The sequence below is a fragment of the Streptomyces sp. NPDC051136 genome (assembly GCF_044455745.1).
Classification (GTDB): domain Bacteria; phylum Actinomycetota; class Actinomycetes; order Streptomycetales; family Streptomycetaceae; genus Streptomyces.
Map to the genome: position 1 here is coordinate 13981 of NZ_JBITFE010000016.1, position 18122 is coordinate 32102.

At 74.1% G+C, this 18122-nt stretch carries 19 protein-coding genes; 9 read left to right on the forward strand and 10 right to left on the reverse strand.

Features of this window, described 5'->3' with window-relative positions; all coding sequences use genetic code 11:
* Positions 1-49 precede the first annotated feature (49 nt).
* Positions 50-469: a TOBE domain-containing protein gene (locus ACIBCJ_RS34165; protein ID WP_365979653.1), complete on the reverse strand. Its 420-nt coding sequence runs from the start codon at positions 467-469 to the stop codon at positions 50-52.
* 291 nt (positions 470-760) lie between these two features.
* On the opposite strand from ACIBCJ_RS34165, the gene ACIBCJ_RS34170 reads away from it, so the two are divergent.
* Positions 761-1327: a DUF1707 domain-containing protein gene (locus tag ACIBCJ_RS34170; RefSeq protein ID WP_365979654.1), complete on the forward strand. Its 567-nt coding sequence runs from the start codon at positions 761-763 to the stop codon at positions 1325-1327.
* On the opposite strand, the gene ACIBCJ_RS34175 is transcribed toward ACIBCJ_RS34170, so the two are convergent.
* The 3 genes from ACIBCJ_RS34175 to ACIBCJ_RS34185 form a co-directional block, all read right to left on the reverse strand.
* Positions 1269-2369: a LacI family DNA-binding transcriptional regulator gene (locus ACIBCJ_RS34175; protein ID WP_365979655.1), complete on the reverse strand. Its 1101-nt coding sequence runs from the start codon at positions 2367-2369 to the stop codon at positions 1269-1271. The two genes, ACIBCJ_RS34170 and ACIBCJ_RS34175, sit on opposite strands and share 59 nt — an antisense overlap.
* 230 nt (positions 2370-2599) lie before the next feature.
* A complete protein-coding gene (locus tag ACIBCJ_RS34180; RefSeq protein ID WP_003977451.1) occupies positions 2600-2803 on the reverse strand; it encodes a DUF5999 family protein in 204 nt (67 codons plus the stop codon).
* Between the two features lie 360 nt (positions 2804-3163).
* A complete protein-coding gene (locus ACIBCJ_RS34185) occupies positions 3164-3748 on the reverse strand; it encodes a hypothetical protein (protein ID WP_362513074.1) in 585 nt (194 codons plus the stop codon).
* Between the two features lie 559 nt (positions 3749-4307).
* On the opposite strand from ACIBCJ_RS34185, the gene ACIBCJ_RS34190 reads away from it, so the two are divergent.
* Both ACIBCJ_RS34190 and ACIBCJ_RS34195 read left to right on the forward strand, forming a co-directional pair.
* Positions 4308-5843, forward strand: a complete 1536-nt coding sequence (locus ACIBCJ_RS34190) for a glutamate--cysteine ligase (protein WP_362106104.1) — start codon at positions 4308-4310, stop codon at positions 5841-5843.
* An 81-nt stretch (positions 5844-5924) separates the two neighbouring features.
* Positions 5925-6752: a type II CAAX endopeptidase family protein gene (locus ACIBCJ_RS34195; RefSeq protein WP_365979656.1), complete on the forward strand. Its 828-nt coding sequence runs from the start codon at positions 5925-5927 to the stop codon at positions 6750-6752.
* A 64-nt stretch (positions 6753-6816) separates the two neighbouring features.
* On the opposite strand, the gene ACIBCJ_RS34200 is transcribed toward ACIBCJ_RS34195, so the two are convergent.
* Positions 6817-7626 (reverse strand): PhzF family phenazine biosynthesis protein, encoded by an 810-nt coding sequence (locus tag ACIBCJ_RS34200; protein ID WP_365979657.1) that lies wholly within the window; start codon positions 7624-7626, stop codon positions 6817-6819.
* Positions 7627-7889: 263 nt separating this feature from the next.
* On the opposite strand from ACIBCJ_RS34200, the gene ACIBCJ_RS34205 reads away from it, so the two are divergent.
* The 4 genes from ACIBCJ_RS34205 to ACIBCJ_RS34220 all read left to right on the forward strand — a co-directional run bounded on the left by ACIBCJ_RS34205 (position 7890) and on the right by ACIBCJ_RS34220 (position 11960).
* Complete coding sequence (locus tag ACIBCJ_RS34205; RefSeq protein WP_365979658.1) at positions 7890-8552, forward strand: PadR family transcriptional regulator; 663 nt, start codon at positions 7890-7892, stop codon at positions 8550-8552.
* A gap of 407 nt (positions 8553-8959) precedes the next feature.
* A complete protein-coding gene (locus ACIBCJ_RS34210; RefSeq protein WP_365979659.1) occupies positions 8960-9499 on the forward strand; it encodes a Clp protease N-terminal domain-containing protein in 540 nt (179 codons plus the stop codon).
* 306 nt (positions 9500-9805) lie between these two features.
* Positions 9806-10810, forward strand: coding sequence for an EamA family transporter (locus ACIBCJ_RS34215; protein ID WP_365979660.1), 1005 nt, complete (start codon positions 9806-9808; stop codon positions 10808-10810).
* A gap of 190 nt (positions 10811-11000) precedes the next feature.
* On the forward strand, positions 11001-11960 hold the full coding sequence (locus ACIBCJ_RS34220; RefSeq protein WP_365979661.1) for an EamA family transporter: 960 nt from the start codon (positions 11001-11003) through the stop codon (positions 11958-11960).
* A gap of 49 nt (positions 11961-12009) precedes the next feature.
* Here the strand turns inward: ACIBCJ_RS34220 and ACIBCJ_RS34225 are convergent, their stop codons facing one another.
* The gene (locus ACIBCJ_RS34225) at positions 12010-12696 is read right to left on the reverse strand and encodes a pyridoxamine 5'-phosphate oxidase family protein (RefSeq protein ID WP_362106083.1); all 687 of its coding nucleotides are present in this window, start codon (positions 12694-12696) and stop codon (positions 12010-12012) included.
* A gap of 35 nt (positions 12697-12731) precedes the next feature.
* Here ACIBCJ_RS34225 and ACIBCJ_RS34230 point away from each other — a divergent pair, with 35 nt between their 5' ends.
* Positions 12732-14069: an aminotransferase class I/II-fold pyridoxal phosphate-dependent enzyme gene (locus ACIBCJ_RS34230; RefSeq protein ID WP_362509619.1), complete on the forward strand. Its 1338-nt coding sequence runs from the start codon at positions 12732-12734 to the stop codon at positions 14067-14069.
* A 22-nt stretch (positions 14070-14091) separates the two neighbouring features.
* On the opposite strand, the gene ACIBCJ_RS34235 is transcribed toward ACIBCJ_RS34230, so the two are convergent.
* On the reverse strand, positions 14092-15087 hold the full coding sequence (locus ACIBCJ_RS34235) for a DMT family transporter (protein ID WP_365979662.1): 996 nt from the start codon (positions 15085-15087) through the stop codon (positions 14092-14094).
* 74 nt (positions 15088-15161) lie between these two features.
* Between ACIBCJ_RS34235 and ACIBCJ_RS34240 the strand changes: the two genes are divergently transcribed.
* Entirely contained in the window at positions 15162-16073 is a 912-nt protein-coding gene (locus ACIBCJ_RS34240) for a LysR family transcriptional regulator (RefSeq protein WP_362106074.1), read from the forward strand.
* A 22-nt stretch (positions 16074-16095) separates the two neighbouring features.
* Here the strand turns inward: ACIBCJ_RS34240 and ACIBCJ_RS34245 are convergent, their stop codons facing one another.
* The 3 genes from ACIBCJ_RS34245 to ACIBCJ_RS34255 form a co-directional block, all read right to left on the reverse strand.
* Positions 16096-16563, reverse strand: coding sequence for a pyridoxamine 5'-phosphate oxidase family protein (locus tag ACIBCJ_RS34245; protein ID WP_362106071.1), 468 nt, complete (start codon positions 16561-16563; stop codon positions 16096-16098).
* Positions 16560-17030, reverse strand: coding sequence for a Rieske (2Fe-2S) protein (locus ACIBCJ_RS34250; RefSeq protein ID WP_362509628.1), 471 nt, complete (start codon positions 17028-17030; stop codon positions 16560-16562). Before ACIBCJ_RS34250 ends, ACIBCJ_RS34245 begins: the two co-directional genes overlap by 4 nt.
* 141 nt (positions 17031-17171) lie before the next feature.
* Entirely contained in the window at positions 17172-17885 is a 714-nt protein-coding gene (locus ACIBCJ_RS34255; RefSeq protein WP_365979663.1) for a GntR family transcriptional regulator, read from the reverse strand.
* Between the last annotated feature and the right edge of the window lie 237 nt (positions 17886-18122).

Below are 18122 nucleotides of genomic sequence, written 5' to 3' on the forward strand. Positions count from 1 at the left end.
GAGAGGCCCCGTCCGGGCTCCCAGGGACCGGACGGGGCCTCTCGGCGTCTCACGCCGTGGCGAGCGACACCTCCGTCGACTTGATCAGCGCGACGACGGAAGCGCCGACGGCCAGGTTCAGGTCGTCGGCGGCCTTCCGGGTGATGGCCGCGGTCAGCTCGGCGCCCTCGACGGCGACCGCGACGGAGGCCATCGCCGCGCCCGTGGTGAGGGCGGTGACCGTGCCCGGCAGCCGGTTGCGGATGGACAGGCCGTCGACGCGCCCGGTGGCCAGGGCGACCTCCGTGGACTTCACCAGGGCCCGCACGGCGGTGCCGGGGGCGAGCGCGAGGTCCTCGGCGGACTCCCGGGTGATCGCCGCGGTGAGGTCCTGGCCGCCCGGGAGACGGACCGAGACCGTCGCCATGGCCTCGCCCGGGGTGACGGAGGTGACGGTGCCGGGGAGCTGGTTGCGGATGCTCAGGCTCATGGGGGCACCGTAGCCCGGGGAAGGCGTTGTCCCGGGTACGTGCGGGTCCGGGCGGTCACGTCGCCACGGTGCGCGAGGGAAGTCGATGAAGATCCTTGTCGATGAATGGTCGCGGTCGAGGGGGGCGCGGGAAGGAGCAAGACTCAAGGGCGCGGGGCAAGGGGGTTGGCTGCGGGGTGTAACGCGATATAGCGTTAGTGTGCGGGTCGGGTCACAGGGACGGGGCGTTCGCGGAACGTCCGGGGAGAACGGGGTCGAGCTATGACGGTGCAGCCCTCGCAGGACGGTGCGATGCCCGCGCTCCGGGCCTCGCACACGGACCGGGACCGGGCGGTGGAGACGCTGTCCGCCGCCGCGGGTGACGGCAGGCTGACCGCCGAGGAGCTGGACGAGCGGGTGGGGGCGGCGCTCACCGCGCGCACCCAGGGGGAGCTGGCCGCCCTGACCGCCGACCTGCCGCTCGCGGCGGACGGTGCCGCGGCAGCGGCGGCAAGGGACGTCGTCCGCATCGAGCAGGAGGGCGCGTCCACCCGGCGGGGCGCGGGCTGGGTGGTCCCGCGACGGCTGGAGGTCCGGTCGGCCTGGGGCGAGGTGACGCTCGACCTCGCCCGGGCGGTGATCACGGGCGACACCCTCCGGATCGACCTGGACATGCGGGCCGGGGCGCTGAAGATCCTCACCCGGCCCGGCATCGTGGTGGACACCGACTCCCTCGTGACGAGCTACGCCGAGGTGAAGACGCCGAAGACCCTCGACACCGGCGCTCCCGTGGTGCTGAGGGTGGAGATCGCGGGCGAGATCAGCTGGGGGCAGGTCCAGGTGCGTGCGCCGCGCCGCATACGCGCGCGGAGGGCGTGAGGGGCGGAGGCGCCGTGCTGGAGCGGAGGACCAGTTCCGTGTCCAGCTCGGCACGGGGCGGGTCGGGCCGTTCGTCGCGGGCCCGGTCCAGCACCGTGCGCGCGGCCACCCTGCCCATGTCGGCGAGCGGCTGGCGCACGGTCGTCAGGGGCGGCGCCGACCAGCGGACCTCCGGCAGGTCGTCGAAGCCGACGACGCTCATGTCCCGCGGCACGGTCAGCCCGCGTCGGCGCAGCGCCTCGATCGCGCCGAGCGCCATCTGGTCGCTGGTCGCGAAGACGGCCGTCGGGGGATCGGCCAGGGCCAGCAGGGCCTCGCAGGCCGCGTAACCGGACTCGTGGCGGAAGTCACCGGAGACGATCAGCGACTCGTCCACGACGACGCCGGCGCCCTCCAGGGCGGCGCGGTAGCCGTCGTGGCGCGCTCGGGAGCACAGCAGTCGCGGCGGCCCGGCGATCAGGCCGATCCTGCGGTGTCCCAGCGCCAGCAGATGCTCGGTGGCCGCCATGCCGCCCGCCCGGTTGGCCGCGCCGACGGTGGGCACGTCCAGGGCCGGGGAGCCCGCCGGGTCGACGACGACCAGGGGCACGCCGAGGACGCGCAGCTCCTGCTGGAGCACGGGGTCCAGGGCCGAGGTGACCAGGACGACGCCGTCCGAGGCCCGGGCACGCAGATTGCGCATCCACTGCCGGGCGTCGCCCGAGCGTCCGCGGACCGCCGAGACCACGGTGCCGACCCCGGCGGCGTGGGCCACCTCTTCGACGCCTCGGATGATCTCCACGGCCCAGGGGCTGTCCAGGTCGTTGAAGACCAGGTCGAGCAGGGCGGCCCGGCGTCCGGGCGCCGCGGCGCGCTTGCGGTACCCGTGCCGGCGCAGCAGCTCCTCCACCCGCGCCCGGGTCCCGGGCGACACGTCCGACCGGCCGTTCACGACCCGGGACACGGTCGGCACCGAGACGCCCGCGCGGCGGGCGATGTCCGTGATCGTGACCCTGCCCCGCCCGCCGGAAGTCGTCCCGGCCCGGGCCTCGTCTGCTGCCACTTCCCCCACCTTCGCCGACACCGACCGTGAATCCTCCAGGAGTCTTCCGGAAACCGGACGCCCGGGGGAAGGCGTACCGGCCCGGGAAACCGGGCCGTCACCGTGTCGACGCGGGCGGACTACGGGGAGTGACCGGCCCCGGACACGCGTGGGGGCCGGTGCGCAGCCGTGGCTGCGGGCCGGCCCCGTGGGGCACCGGGCGGTGCGGTGTCACCCCGCCCGGACGGTGGTCAGGCGGCGGTCGTCAGACCCGCGCCGACCGGGCGGTGCGGGGCGATGACCCGGCCGTCCGGCAGTAGCTCACCGGTGTCCTCGAAGAGGACGACACCGTTGCACAGCAGGCTCCACCCCTGCTCCGGGTGGTGCGCCACGAGACGGGCGGACTCCCGGTCGGCGGAGACGGCTGAGGGGCACGGTGGCTGGTGCTGACACATGAGTGGGGTCTCTCGGTCCGTGGTGATGGGTGCGTTCGCTGTCTTGTCTGGCCTGCGGCGTGAAGCCTCGTTCATGGCCGCCCCCCGTTGTCGAGTCGGTCCGAACCCAGTGTTGCCCCACGGGCGTCGATCCGCAGGTATTTCGCAGCACCGCTTCTCACAGGTTGATGACGCATCACCCGCGCGGACGGTTCAGCCCAACTGCACTGTCACTTCGGGTGGTTCGGCATGGCCGGATGGGGCTAGTCCGCGCGGGTGGGTGGCGGACCGGGGCGGGCAGGGGCTGGGCCGTTCGGGCCGTCCCCACCCCGCCGGCCCGGGCGGGCCCTGGCCGGCGGGGCCGGGGTGCGACGGGTCGGGTCAGGCGGGGGAGCCCAGCAGCCGCGTCGGTGTCATCCGGTGCGTCAGGACCGGCAGCAGCTCGGCCACCCGGTGCGGCCGGTGGGCCGCGATGCCGGGCGGGGCCGGTGCCAGCGGCACCAGCAGGTCGGTGGCCGCGGGGTGCCCGGCGGCGGCGTCCGCGGCGCAGTCGCCGTGCAGCCACAGCGTCAGCATGTACAGCTCGGGAACCGACAGCAGACGGGGCTGGTACGGCTGCGCCATGGACTCGGCCTGGCGCAGGGCGTGCTCGGTCGAGGCGACGTAGGGACCCTCGAAGAAGTGCGAGAAGGCCCAGCCGTCGGGGGTCAGCCTCGTCTCCGCCGCGGCCACCGCCCGGTCGCCGCACCGGATGTGGAAGCGCCATCCGGTCAGCCGTGTCGCCGTCACGCCCTCCGCCGTGACCCGGTCGAGGACGTGCACGGGCAGCGGCAGTTCGGGTGTGGCGGGGCCCCGGGCGCCGAGCAGGGCGGGGGTGCGGGCCTCACGGACCGCGGTGGGCGAGGAGAGGGCCGTGAGGACGGAACGCAGGGCGGCCGCGGGGGCCTCGGGGACACGCAGGGGCATGATGGGTCGCCTCTCATTCGAAGGCACGGTGGCGCGAGGGCGGAGCGGGGCGGACGACGCTGTCGGCCACAGGGCTGGGAGAGGCAGGGACCGGTTCCGGAGAACGGGAAGTGGGAGAGGCCTGCCGCGCGTCAGCTCGACGGCAGGACCCGGCGACCGAGGGCGCCGGTCCACTGCCTGTTCGCGGAGTTTATACGACACGTGTTCAGACTGTGTTTCGACTAGCCGATTGCGGTAACCAGTACAAGGTTGCATTCGGCCGTCGTTCTGCGGGAATCCTCCGCATTTCGAACCGGGTGTACGACGGTGACCTCGGGGAATGTTCACCGAGCGGTCGGCCAATTGTCGTCGGCGTTTTTCACGAGGTGCCGGTCCGGGAAACTGCTCGACGTGCCATGCCTGGTGAATGTGCCACCGGACAACACCGGCACAGCGTAGCGGCTGCCGGACCGGCGCGGGGACGTTATCGATCGCTTCGGCTGGGCATCATCCCACCTGACCGGCCACCTGCCAGCGGCGGCCGGATCTTCCATACATCGCTCCGAGAAGGGACTCTTCCATGGGGGAGAAGGTCGTGGCAGGTCAGTTCGACCTGTCCGATCGCCAGCGCTACCGCGAGAAGCTCCAGCGGTGCCTGACGGGTCTGGAGCGACTTCTGGCGGAGAAGCGGTTCGACCGTCCGAAGAACCTGATGGGGCTGGAGATCGAATTGAATCTCGTCGGTGCCGACGGGATGCCGAAAATGTTGAATGCGCAAGTCCTCGAGCGCATCGCGAGCCGTGACTTCCAGACCGAGCTCGCCATGTTCAACCTGGAAGTCAACATCGCTCCCCACCGCCTGGGCGGCCGGGTATTCGACCGGCTCGCCGAGGAGATCCGCACGTCCCTGGCGTACGCGGACCGCAAGGCCGGCGAGGTCGACGCGGGAATCGCGATGATCGGTATTCTGCCGACCCTGGACCGGGACGACCTGGTCTCGTCCAATCTCTCGGCCGTCGACCGCTACGCACTGCTCAACGAACAGATCGTGGCCGCCCGCGGCGAGGACTTCACCCTCGACATCGAGGGTGTCGAGCGGTTGAGCTGCACGTCCAAGTCCATCGCCCCGGAGGCCGCCTGCACCTCGGTGCAGCTCCACCTCCAGGTCACCCCGGACCGCTTCGCCGACGTGTGGAACGCGGCCCAGGCCGTCACCGCCGCCCAGATCGCCCTCGGTGCCAACGCGCCCTTCCTCTTCGGCCGCGAGCTGTGGCGCGAGTCGCGGCCCCCGCTGTTCCAGCAGTCCACCGACACCCGCCCGCCCGAACTGCAGGCCCAGGGCGTACGCCCCCGCACCTGGTTCGGGGAGCGGTGGGTGACCTCGGCGTACGACCTGTTCGAGGAGAACCGGCGCTACTTCCCGGCACTGCTGCCGATCTGCGACGACGAGGACCCGCTGGACGTCCTCGACGCCGGAGGCGTGCCCTCGCTGTCCGAGCTCGTCCTGCACAACGGCACCATCTACCGCTGGAACCGCCCCGTCTACGACATCGCCGACGGCGTCCCGCACCTGCGGGTGGAGAACCGGGTCCTGCCCGCGGGCCCCACCGTCACCGACGTCATCGCCAACGCGGCCTTCTACTACGGGGTCGTGCGCGCCCTCGCCGACGAACCCCGGCCGGTGTGGACCCGGATGCCGTTCGAGGCCGCGGCCGCCAACTTCGAGGCCGCGTGCCGCCACGGCATCGACGCCCGTTTCGAGTGGCCCCGGCGCGGCCGTCTCGGTGGCACCGCCGAGATCGACGCCGCCGTCCTGGTCCGCGACGAACTGCTGCCGCTCGCCGAGGCGGGCCTGGACGCCTGGGGCGTGGAGCCCGCCGACCGGGACTTCTACCTCGGCGTCATCGACGAGCGGTGCCGACGCCGGGTCAACGGCGCGTCCTGGCAGGCGGCCACGTTCCACCGGGCACTGGAGGCCGGCCTGTCCCGGGAGGCCGCGCTGGCCGCCACGACCCGGCGCTACGTCGAGCTCATGCGGGAAGGAGACCCCGTGCACCTGTGGCCGGTGGGTCTGCCGGAGACGGAGCCCGAGCAGGAGTCGGTGTCGTTGAGCTGACCGCCGCCGGGCCCGCCCCCGCCGCGCGCCGCCCCATACTGATCGGGCAAGCTGTGACGTTCCAGCTGGAGGCAGGTGTGCATGGCGGAGGCGGGCCCGGTGGACGATGCGTTCCCTCAGAAGCGACTCGGCGAGCAGCCCTTGACCGAGGGGCGGCTGTCGCGGCGGATCCTGCGGGACGAGACGCTGCTCGTCCTCGCGCTCTCGCTCGGCGCGAGCGGGGTCTCCGCCCTCATCAGCTTCATCGGCTCGGTCACCCGGCCGGGCGGGCTCAAGGACCAGGCCGCCACCCTCAACGCCTCGGCGGCGCCCGGCCGCCCCTGGCTCGACCTGGCCTGGCAGCTCTTCGGGATCACCACGGCACTCGTCCCGGTCGCCCTCGTCGCGCACTTCCTGCTGCGTGAGGGGCGGAGCCTGCGCACCCTCGGCTTCGACCGCACCCGTCCGTGGCCGGACCTGGCCTGCGGGGCCGCGGTGGCCGCCGTCATCGGCAGCACCGGCATCGCCTTCTACCTGGCCGCGCGCGGCCTCGGCTTCAACCTCACCGTGGTGCCCGAGGCCCTGCCCGACGTGTGGTGGAAGTACCCCGTCCTCATCCTCTCGGCGGTGCAGAACTCCGTCCTGGAGGAGGTCATCGTCGTCGGCTACCTGCTGCGCCGGCTCGACCAGCTCGGCTGGGGGACGGGCGCGTCCCTGGCCGCCAGTTCGGTACTGCGCGGGTCGTACCACCTCTACCAGGGGATCGGCGGGTTCGTCGGCAACATGGTGATGGGCGTGGTGTTCGTCCACCTGTACCGGCGCTGGGGGCGCGTGGGGCCGCTGGTGGTGGCCCATTCGCTGCTCGACATCGGGGCCTTCGTCGGCTACGGCCTGCTCGCCGGGAAGGTGGACTGGCTGCCGACGGCATGAGCGTGCGGGCCCCGCGGCCCTCGCGCACCCGGGTCTCCGCGAGGACCGGTCCCCTCGGCGTGACTCAGACCAGCAGCTCGCCGTCGATCACCGTCACCGCGTGTCCGTTCAGCAGCGTGCGCCCGCCGCGCAGGTGCGTGCGCACGCGCCCGGAGCGGGGTGACGCCTGGAGGCCGGTGAGTCCGGGGCGGCCGAGGCGCGCGGACCAGAAGGGCGCGAGTGCCGTGTGCGCGCTGCCGGTGACCGGGTCCTCGTCGATGCCGACGTTGGGGAAGAAGCACCGGGAGACGTAGTCGTAGCCCCGGGCCGGGTCCTCGGCCCGGGCGGTGGCGATGACGCCGCGCTCCGAGTGGGCGGCCAGTGCCCTGAGGTCCGGTGCCAGTGCGCGGACGGTCTTCTCGTCGGCGACCTCGACCAGCAGGTCCCGGATGTTCGGGCCGGTGTCCAGGACGGTCAGGGGCTCGGCGCCCAGGGCCGCCGCGACGCCCGCCGGCGCCTCGACCGGGGTGAGCGGCGCGGTCGGGAAGTCCAGGGTGATCGAGCCGTCCTCGCCGGGCGTCGCCACCAGGACGCCGCTGAGCGTGGCGAACCGCACCGGCCCCTCGTGCGTGCCGGTGGTGTGCAGGACGTGGGCCGTGGCGAGCGTGGCGTGGCCGCACAGCGCGACCTCGGTGGCCGGAGTGAACCAGCGCAGCGCCCAGTCGGCCTCGCCACCCGCGGGCAGGCGGTGGGCGAACGCGGTCTCGGCGTGGTTCACCTCCTGGGCGACCTGCTGGAGCCGCCCGTCGTCCGGGAAGGCGTCGAGGAGGAGGACCCCCGCGGGGTTGCCGGCGAAGGGCCGGTCGGTGAAGGCGTCGACGATTCGGATGCGCATGTCCCGACGGTAGGACCCGCCCGAGCCCGCGGGCCAAGGCCAATTCCGCGACGCCGGCCCGTTTTCCGCGCGTCCGGCCGGTGGGACCCGGGACCGGTGGGTCCTCGGGGCCCGCTGGTGCTCGTGGGGCCGGCGCGCCGGGCTCGTCCGGTGCGCGAGGTACCCACTGCCGCGCCACCGGATCGGCGATGCTTGCTCTCCGATACTTTCCGATATATCGTTGAGACATCGCGACAGATCAACGACTGAGTGGAGTGATGGCGATGCGCAACCACGGACACGAGCGCGGGCACGGTGGGCACGGTCCCGGTCACGGAGAAGGCGGCCCGTTCGGGCCCTACGGCCGGGGCGGCTTCGACGGCCGGCGTGCGGCCTTCGGCCCGTTCGGGCCGGGTGGGCCCGGCGGCGGTCCCGGCGGCCCCTTCGGGCCGGGCTTCGGTCACGGGGGCCCCTGGGGAGGCCGAGGACGCGGCGGACCCAGGGGGAGGGCACGGCGGGGAGACGTACGAGCGTCGATCCTGGCCCTCCTGAAGGACCGGCCCATGCACGGCTACGAGATGATCCAGGAGATCGCCGAACGCAGCGGCGGGGCGTGGAAGCCCAGCCCCGGTTCGGTGTACCCCACCCTCCAGCTGCTGGAGGACGAGGGGCTGATCGCCAGTGAGAGCGAGGGCGGCAAGAAGCTCTTCGCGCTCACCGAGGCGGGCCGCACCGCGGCCGAGGAAGGCCCGGAAGCACCCTGGGAGGAGGCCTCGCGGGGCGTCGACTGGGAGGCTCTCAACGACATTCGGCAGGCCGGTTTCGGCCTCATGGAGGCCTTCGGCCAGGTCTGGAAGACCGGCAGCAAGGAGCAGCGCGAGAAGGCGCTCGCCGTCATCGGCGACGCCCGCAAGAAGCTGTACCTGATCCTCGCCGACGAGGACTGACGCCGACCGGACCGGCGCCGACCGGGAAGTGGGCCCCCGGGGCCCACCCCGGGGGCCGTGCGGGGGGGGGGGGGGGGGGGGGGGGGGGGGGGGGGGGGGGGGGGGGGGGGGGGGGCGCGGCCGCCGCCCCCCCCCCCCCCCCCCCCCCCCGCCCCCCCCCCCCCCCCCCCCCCCCCCCCCCCCCCCCCCACTTCCGTGGGCGAGGGGCGAGGGGCGCGGCGGGGGCGCGGGAGGGCTCGGGCGGTGCGCTCCGGGGCGGGCAGGGCGGTGCGCGCCCGGCCGGCGGGAACGGCCTGATCTCATCCGCAAGGAGGAGATTCCGGCCCTGTGGGTCCACTCTGCGTGGGACGGCGAAATGCTTCCCCCCGGGGATGACCGGGCCGCCCGGGACTGGTGAGCTGGAAGACGTGCAGCCCCGTATCCCCCGGCAGTCGGCCGGCGAGCAAGGCGGCCGGTGGCCGGACGGCACCGACCTCGACGACCGGTTCAGCGCGGAACTGGCCTCCGCGGTCTCCGGTGCCCGGCGCCGGGCGGTGCGGGACGGGGACCGGCAGATCGACACCGCCCACCTGCTGCACTCGCTGCTGGAGTGCGACGCCCAGGCCCGCGGGCTCCTCGGGGACGCGGCGAGGACCGCCCGGGTTCTCGGCTACCTCGTGCAGCGCAGCATCGGCTACGGACTGCGCTGGCAGAGCTCCGTGGAGGACTCGGGCGCCGTACCCGCCGTGCCCGGTGTCGCCGGTTTCTCTCCTCCCGCGGCGGCCGCCATGGAGGACGCCTGCGCCCGCGCCGCCCGGCGCGGGTCGGCCCGGGCCGGGGGAGTGGACCTGCTCGCCGCGCTGGTCGCCGACCCGCGGACGCGGGCCGGTGAGGTGCTGGCCCGCGCCGCCGTCGAGCCGCACGCCGTCCTGGCCCGCGTGGAGAGCCACGTCGAGCCGACTGCCTGAGCCCGCCCCGCCCGCCGCCTCGCTCACGGGGCACCCGCCACGCACGCGTGCTCCCCCGCTCAGGGGCGTCCAGGCCACGCACGCGTGCTCCCCCTCCCAGGGGCGTTCAGGCCACGCACGCGTCGTTCCCCCTCTCGCGGACGTTCAGGCCACGCACGCGTGCTTCGGTGCATGGACGTTCACGCCGGTCAGGGGCGCTCCCGCCCCCTCAGGGGGCATTTCGTCCCCGTCCGGCCGCCACCCGGCCGTCCAGTCGGTGAGACAGGTGTCAACGAGGGTGACGGTCATGTCGACCCCTGTCATCATGTGCCGGTGCATACGTCTGACAGCGCTCGCGGTCCCCGCGGCAGGGGCGCCGGGCTCGGCCTGGCGCTCGCCTCCGCCTTCGCCTTCGGAGGCTCGGGAGTCGCGGCGAAACCACTGATCGAGGCCGGACTCGACCCGCTGCACGTGGTCTGGCTGCGCGTGGCCGGAGCGGCCCTGGTGATGCTGCCGCTCGCCGTGCGCCACCGCGCGCTGCCGCGCCGCCGCCCCGCACTGGTCGCCGGATACGGCCTGCTCGCCGTGGCCGGTGTGCAGGCCTGTTACTTCGCCGCCCTCTCCCGCATCCCCGTGGGTGTCGCACTCCTCGTCGAGTACCTGGCGCCCGCCCTGGTCCTCGGCTGGGTCCGGTTCGTGCAGCGGCGTCCGGTGACGCGGGCCGCCGCGCTCGGTGTGGTCCTGGCGGTCGGCGGACTCGCCTGCGTGGTCGAGGTCTGGTCCGGACTCGGCTTCGACGCCTTCGGGCTGCTGCTCGCGCTCGGCGCCGCCTGCTGCCAGGTCGGTTACTTCGTCCTGTCCGACCAGGGCAGTGAAGCCGGCGAGGAGGCACCCGACCCGCTCGGCGTCATCGCCTACGGTCTGCTCGTCGGCGCCGCCGTGCTCACCGTCGTCGCCCGCCCCTGGTCGATGGAGTGGTCCGTCCTCGCCCACGACGCCCCCATGGACGGCACGCCCGTGCCCGCCGCCCTGCTGCTGGCCTGGACCGTGCTCGTCGCCACGGTGCTCGCCTACGTCACCGGCATCGTCGCGGTGCGCCGTCTGTCGCCCCAGGTCGCCGGCGTCGTGGCGTGCCTCGAAGCCGTCATCGCGACCGTCGCGGCCTGGGTGCTGCTCGGCGAGCACCTCTCCGCGCCGCAGATCGCCGGCGGCTTCGTGGTGCTGGCCGGCGCCTTCATCGCCCAGACCTCCACGCCGGCGAAGGGCGCCGCGGAACCGGTGGCCGGCGGGGGACCCGAAAGGGAGTTGTCGAGCCGGGGGACCGCGACCTAAGGTGCCGATCATGCACTTCGACGCACTCGTCCTCCCGCCTCCGGCCGCCTGAGGCGGGCCCTGTGACCGGCCCGGCGCGCTGTCGCCGGGCCGGACGGTGCTGCCCGCAGACGCAAGTCCCCGCGCCCCGGCCGTTCGTTCCGGGACGCCTCGAACTTCCGCGCCTCGTGCGCGTCTGCGGAGAGAACTCGTGTCGAAAGCCGTCTCCGGCCTGCCCGTCGGGCGTGGCCTCCTCTATCTGATCGTCGCCGGTGTCGCCTGGGGCACCGCCGGTGCCGCCGCCTCGCTGGCCTACCGCGTCAGCGACATGGGCCCCGTCGTCCTGTCGTTCTGGCGCTGCGCGGCGGGACTCGTCCTCCTGCTCGCCGCCCGCCCGCTGCGCCCGCGGGTCCGCCCGGCCGTCCGGGGACCCTTCAGGCGCCGGGCGTCGCGCGCCGTCGTCACCGGGCTGGGGCTCGCGGTGTTCCAGACCGCCTACTTCGCCGCCGTACAGTCCACCGGTCTCGCCGTCGCCACCGTCGTCACCCTCGGCGCGGGGCCCGTACTGATCGCCCTCGGCGCCCGCCTCGGCCTCGGTGAACACCTCGGACGTGGCGGCGTCGCGGCCGTCGTGGGCGCGCTCGCCGGGCTCGCGGTGCTCGTCCTCGGCGGCGGGGGGACGACCGTCCGCCTGCCGGGCGTGCTCCTCGCACTGCTGTCCGCCGCCGGGTACTCGGTGATGACGCTGCTCACCCGCTGGTGGGGGCGGGACGGCGGGGCGGACGCCGCGAGTGCGTCCGTCGGGGCGTTCGCCGTCACGAGCCTGTGCCTGCTGCCGCTCGCCCTCGCCGAGGGCCTGGTGCCGCACACCGCCGAACCGGTGCGGCTGCTGTGGCTGCTCGCCTACGTCGCGGCCGTCCCGACCGCCCTCGCCTACGGGCTCTACTTCGCCGGCGCGGCCGTCGTCCGGTCCGCGACCGTCTCCGTGATCATGCTCCTGGAGCCGGTCAGCGCGGCGGCGCTCGCCGTCCTGCTGCTCGGGGAGCACCTCACGGCGGCGACCCTCGCCGGCACCCTGCTGATGCTCGGCTCGGTCGGGGGGCTCGCGGTGGCGGAGACGCGAGCGGCACGGGAGGCCAGGGAGGCACGGGCCCGGCCGACGCCGGCCTGACGGCGGGGCCGGCCTGCCGGGGGCCCGCCCCCTCCCGTGCGGGCCGGTGTCACCGGGCCGACAGGTAGTCCGGCAGCGCGGTGGCGGGGTCCAGGGCCGGGTCGGCGACCGGGGCCTCGTACCCCTTGCGCAACGGGACGAGGCCGGCCCAGTGGGGGAGGGCGAGGTCCTCCGGCTCGTCGTTCACCCCGCCGGTGCGGAGCTTGGCGGAGACCTCGTCGAGGTCGAGGCGGATCACGGCCGTGGCGGCCAGCTCCTTCTTGCTGGCCGGCCGGGAGTCGCGGGAGCGGCCCGGGACGACATGGTCGACCAGGGCGTCCAGGGCCGTGCGCCGCTCCTCGGGGTCCGTCACCTCGTACGCCGTGCCGTGCACCACCACCGACCGGTAGTTCATCGAGTGGTGGAAGGCCGAACGGGCCAGGACCAGCGCGTCCACGTGCGTCACGGTCAGGCACACCTGCAACCCCGGGTCGGCCGCGCCGGCCATCCGCAGCGGGCGCGAGCCCGTCGAACCGTGCACGTAGAGCCGCTCGCCCACCCGGCCGTACAGCGTCGGCAGGACGACCGGGGCACCGTCGCGGACGAAGCCGAGATGGCAGACGTACCCCTCGTCGAGTATCGCGTGCACCAGCTCCTTGTCGTACGCGGCCCGGTCGGCGGAGCGGGTGGGGACGGTGCGGTCGGTGGGCGGATAGGTGGCGGTGGGCTGCGACGGCGTCCCCGTGGTCCCCTGCATGGCGCTCTCCCTTGTACTAGTGCATAATCTGTTTTGTGCTAGGAGAGTATCGGATCACCGGGCGGGGCGCAGCGGAGATTTCCGCGAGCGTCGAGCGTGCGGTGGGTGCCGGAGAGCTGCAACCGGGACAAACCCTTCCGCCCATGCGGGAGTTGGCGCGGAGCCTGGGGGTGAACCCGAACACCGTCGCCGCGGCGTACCGCACCCTGCGTGAGCGCGGGGTCATCGAGACGGCCGGGCGGCGGGGGAGCCGGGTGCGCGCGAAGCCGGCCACCACCGGGCGGGAGTTCATCCGCGTCGACGTGCCCGAGGGGGTGCGCGACGTGTCCGACGGCAATCCGGACCCGGCGCTGCTGCCCGCGCTGGGCCCGGTGTTCGCAGCGGCGGCGGAGGCGGGCGACCGTGAACCGGTGCTGTACGGGCACGCCTCCCTGGACCCGGAGCTGGTCCGGGTGGCCCGGGCCGAACTGGACGCCGACGGGGTGCCCGAGGGGCCGGTCGCGGTGACGTCGGGCTCGCTGGACGCGATGGAGCGGGTGCTGGCCGCTCATCTCAAACCCGGGGACGCCGTCGCCGTCGAGGACCCGGGCTGGGGCAGCCTCCTCGACCTGGTGCCCGCGCTCGGCCTGCGCACGGTCGCCGTCGGAGTGGACGACCAGGGGCCGCTGCCCGAGGACGTACGCCGGGTCCTCGAGGCCGGCGCCCGCGCCCTGGTGGTCACGGACCGCGCGCAGAACCCGACGGGTGCGGCGGTGGGTGCCACGCGCGCGCGTGCCCTGCGGTCCGTCCTGCGCGACCACCCGGCGACGCTGCTCATCGAGGACGACCACGGCCACGGCATCGTCGACCTCCCCCTGCACCCCTTGGCCGGCACGACCGGCAGCTGGGCCCTGGTCCGTTCCGCCGCCAAGGCCTGCGGTCCCGACCTGAGGCTCGCCGTGCTCACCGGGGACCCCGTCACGCTCGACCGGGTGCGCGGACGGCAGCGGCTGGGCCCCGGCTGGGTCAGCCGCATCAGCCAGCGGGCCGTGGCCCGGCTCTGGTCGGACGGCGCGGTGGACACCCGCGCGGTGGCGGAGGTGTACCGGCGACGACGGGAGGCGCTCCTCGGCGCCCTCGCGGAACGCGGGGTCACGGGGTTCGGGCGCAGCGGGATGAACGTGTGGATCCCGGTGCCGGACGAGACCGGCGCCGTCGCCCGGCTCCTGCACGCCGGCTGGGCGGTGGCCCCCGGCGCCCGCTTCCGCCTGAGCGCTCCGCCCGGCATCCGGATCACCGTGTCGACGCTCGGGGAGGACGACACCGGACCGTTGGCGGCGGCTGTCGCGGCGGCCGTGGGACCGGGGGCCGGGCCGCCGCGGAGCTACGTCTGAGGAAGGACTCCGGGCGCGGTTCTCAGACCCGCGACTCCTGCCGTACCCCCGTCGGCGCCCCGGCCGCCGGCGCAGGCGTGTTCCCGCCCCGGGCGGACCTTGGGCGGGCCTGGGTCAGTGCCGCGCCGGCGAGGACGACGACCGCTCCGACCGGCGTCGACCAGGACAACGACTCGCCGAGGAGCGCGACGCCCGCGGCCGTGGCGATGACCGGGGTGAAGTAGGTGACCATCTGGGCCGTGGTCGGGCCCACCTCGGCGACCAGGTCGTACTGGATCAGGAAGGCGAGCCCGGTGCCCAGCGCCCCGAGGGCCGCTACCGCCAGCAGGGGGAGCACCGGGAAGCTGGTCGGCACCGAGGTGAACAGCGGTGTGACGACCGCCAGTTGCACCGTGGCCAGGCCCAGCTGGGCGCCGGTCAGCGAGAGGTGGGAGTGGCGGGAGCCGGCCAGGGTGCGGCGGACGTAGATCCAGCCGACCGGGTAGCTGAGCGAGGCCAGCAGGGCCAGCGCCGTGCCCGTGACGTCGAGGCCGTGGAAGCCCTGCCAGACGCCCAGCACCGTCAGGACGCCGAGGAAGCCGATGCCGAGGCCGGCCACCCGGCGCCGCGTCGGCCGGTCCTCGGAGAGGGCGACCAGCGACAGGGCCATGCCCCACAGCGGCGAGGTCGCGTTGCAGATGCCCGCGAGGGACGACGGGATCGTCAGCTCCGAGAAGGCGAACAGGGAGAACGGCAGCGCGTTGAGGAGGAGCCCGGCCACCGCCAGGTGCACCCAGGTCCACGTCCCTCGGGGCAGACGCTCCCGCTGCACCGCCATCGCGACGGCGACCACGGCCGTACCGAAGACCAGCCGTCCGAGCGTGACCTGGAAGGGGGCGAAGCTCTCGGTGCCCACCTTCATGAAGAGGAAGCTGAAACCCCACACGAGGGAGAGGAGGCCGAAGCGCAGCCGCCAGTCGAGGACGCGGCGGGGCGCGGAGGACGCGGTGGACGAAGGGGAGGGGGCGCTGCTGCTCATACGGACAACGATGCGGCAGTCGTCTTCGTAGCACAATCGAGATTTCGCACGCAGTACCTCGTAGTATTGCTTACATGTTGAACCTGGAGCGCCTGCGTACCCTCGACGCCCTCGCCCGGCACGGATCGGTCAGCGGAGCCGCCGCCGGCCTGCACATCACCACCTCGGCCGTCTCCCAGCAGATGGCCAAGCTGGAGCGCGAGGCCGGTCAGCAGCTGCTCGCCAGGAACGGCCGGGGTGTGCGGCTCACGGACGCCGGCCGGCTGCTCGCCGAGCACGCGGCCCGCATCCTCTCCCAGGTCGAGCTGGCCCAGGCCGACCTGGAGGCGCAGCGCGGACAGGTGGCGGGCGAGCTGAGGCTGTCGGCGTTCCCCACCGCCGCCCGCGGACTCTTCCCGGCCACGCTGGCGGCGTTGCGCGCCGAGCACCCCGCGCTGCGCATCCGCTCGGCGGAGCTGGAGCCGGAGCGCGGCATCAACGGCGTGGTGCGCGGCGACCTGGACCTGGCCGTCGTACTCGACTGGTACAACAAGCCGATGCCGCTGCCCGACGGCCTGGTCAAGGCACCGCTCCTCGACGACCCCGCCGACGTCGCCATGCCCGCAGGCCACCGGCTCGCGAGCCGGGACGAGGTGGATCTGGCCGAGTTCGCCGAGGACGAGTGGATCACGTGGGGGGAGGGCGAGTTCTGTCACGAGTGGCTGATGTTCACGCTGCGTTCCAAGGGCGTCGAGCCGATCGTCGGCCACCGTGCCGCCGAGACCCACACCCAGCTCGGGCTGGTCGCCGCGGGGCTCGGCGTGTGCATCGCCCCGCTGCTCGGACGCCACCCGATGCCCGCAGAGGTCGTCACCGTGCCGCTGAAGCAGCGGGTGCGGCGGCACGTGTACGTCGTGTGGCGGGCGGACGCCGACCGCCGCCCGTCGATCCGGGCGGCGGTGGACGCGCTGCGGGCGGCGGCGCGGACCGTGGCACAGACGGGATGAGCCGCGGCCGGGGTGCGGCCGCCTAACCCGGCGGCAGCTTGCGGAAGTCCCAGGAGACGACCTTCTGGGGCGTCAGACGCAGCCAGGCGTGCCGGCCGTCGTGCGGCATCTCCTGGAGGCCGAAGTTCTTGCGGGCGAACAGCGTCTCCGGGAAGTCGAGTTCGGCGCACAGCTCACCGGTGCGCGGTGCCTCGCCGACGAACTCCACCCGGCCGGACAGCTCCGCGCCCCGCAACTGGTCGTACTCCTCGCCGGTGTCGACGACGACCGCCACCCGCGGGTCGCGCCGCAGGTCCGTCCAGCGGCGGCTGCGCACGACCGAGTACAGCCACATCGATGCGCCGTCCCAGGCGAACCACAGCGTGCTGACGTGCGGGCTTCCGTCGGCCGACACGGTGGCCACGCGGCAGGTGCGCTGGGTGGTGAGGAACGCCTCCAGCTCGCCGGGGGTCATCATGATCCTGCGCCCCCGGCGCTGCGCCACGGTCACCCGGCCAGCCGGATCGAGTCCCCGCTGACCGTGATCTGCACGGCGGGCAGCGGCTTGGGAGCGGGGCCGCCCTGCACACTGCCGTCCGTGATCGAGAAACTGCTGTTGTGACAGGGGCAGTTGATGATGCCGTCGGACACGCTCTTCACGGCACAGCCCTGGTGGGTGCAGGTGGCGGAGAACGCCTTGAACTCGCCCGCGGCCGGCTGGGTTACGACCACCTTCTGGTCGGGGAAGACCTTCCCGCCGCCCTCGGGTATGTCGGCGGTCGTCGCGAGCGCCGCCCCCGCGCCCTCGCCGCCCGCGTCCCGCGAGGCGGAGCCGGGGGCGGCGCCGGTGTCGCTCGACGCGTCGTCGTCCGAGCCCGAGCACGCGGCCAGCACGGCGGTGAGGCCCGCCGCTGAGGCCGCCGCCACGACGGTACGACGGGCCGGTCCCGTCGCGGGGTGAAACGAAGCGCTGGTCATGCTGGGGTTCCCTTCCCGGGTGGACGTGGTGGTCTGCCGACAGGTACGGCCCGGCGGCACGTGTTGTTCAGCGACCGTCCGCCCCGGGTGCCGCGATACGGCCGAGTGGGCCGGTCCGGTACGGCGACCGCACGCCACGGATCAGCGCGAGGGCCCCGCCTCACGCTGCCCGGTGTCGCCGTCCGGGACGGCCCAGATGCCGCGGACGTGCCCCAGGTGGCGGGTCATGACCTCCTCGGCCCGCGCGCGGTCACGGGCCAGCAGGGCCTCCAGGATCTCCAGGTGCTCGTCCGCCGACCCCTTGAGGCGCCCCTCGGCGACCAGTGAGGTGAGGCCGTACAGCCTTGAGCGGGTGCGCAGCTCGCGCACCACCTCCACCAGGTGCCGGTTGCCCGAGAGGGCGAGCAGCTCCAGGTGGAAGCGCAGGTCCGCCGCCACGTAGGCGACCAGGTCCCCGGACGTGGCGGCCGTGACGATCTCCCCGGCCACCGGGCGGAGTGCCTCCAGCGCCGCCGGATCGGCCGTCGTCGCCAGGTCCGCGGTGGTGGGGATCTCGATCAGCGCCCGGATGTGGGTGTACTCGTCCAGCTGCCGGTCGGACACCTCGGTCACCCGGAACCCCTTGTTCGGCACCGCGGTGACCAGACCCTCCTTGGTCAGGTCCAGCATCGCCTCGCGCACCGGCGTGGCCGACACCCCGAACCGTGCGGCCAGGGCGGGCGCCGAGTAGACCTCGCCCGGACGCAGTTCGCCGGCGATCATCGCGGCCCGCAGCGCGTCGGTCACCCGCTCACGGAAACTGCGGCGCGTTCCCCCGAGGACGGGCAGATCGGGGTCGGTCGGCGAGGCGGCCACGGGAGTCCTCTCGGTGCAATGTCACGTAGCACCAGGGTATCGGCGGCCGCTCCGCCCGTTCCCGGGCGGCGGGCACGCGCCTTCGACCCCGAACCACTGCGAACGGCGGACGGTGGGGACGCGCGTCGCGGTCCGTGCCCGCCTCGCCGACGGTCACCCGTGGTCACTATGCTCACCGCATGCCCGGGGGAGCCTCCCCGCGGCGAGGAGGCAAGGCCGAAGAGACGGGTGACCCGC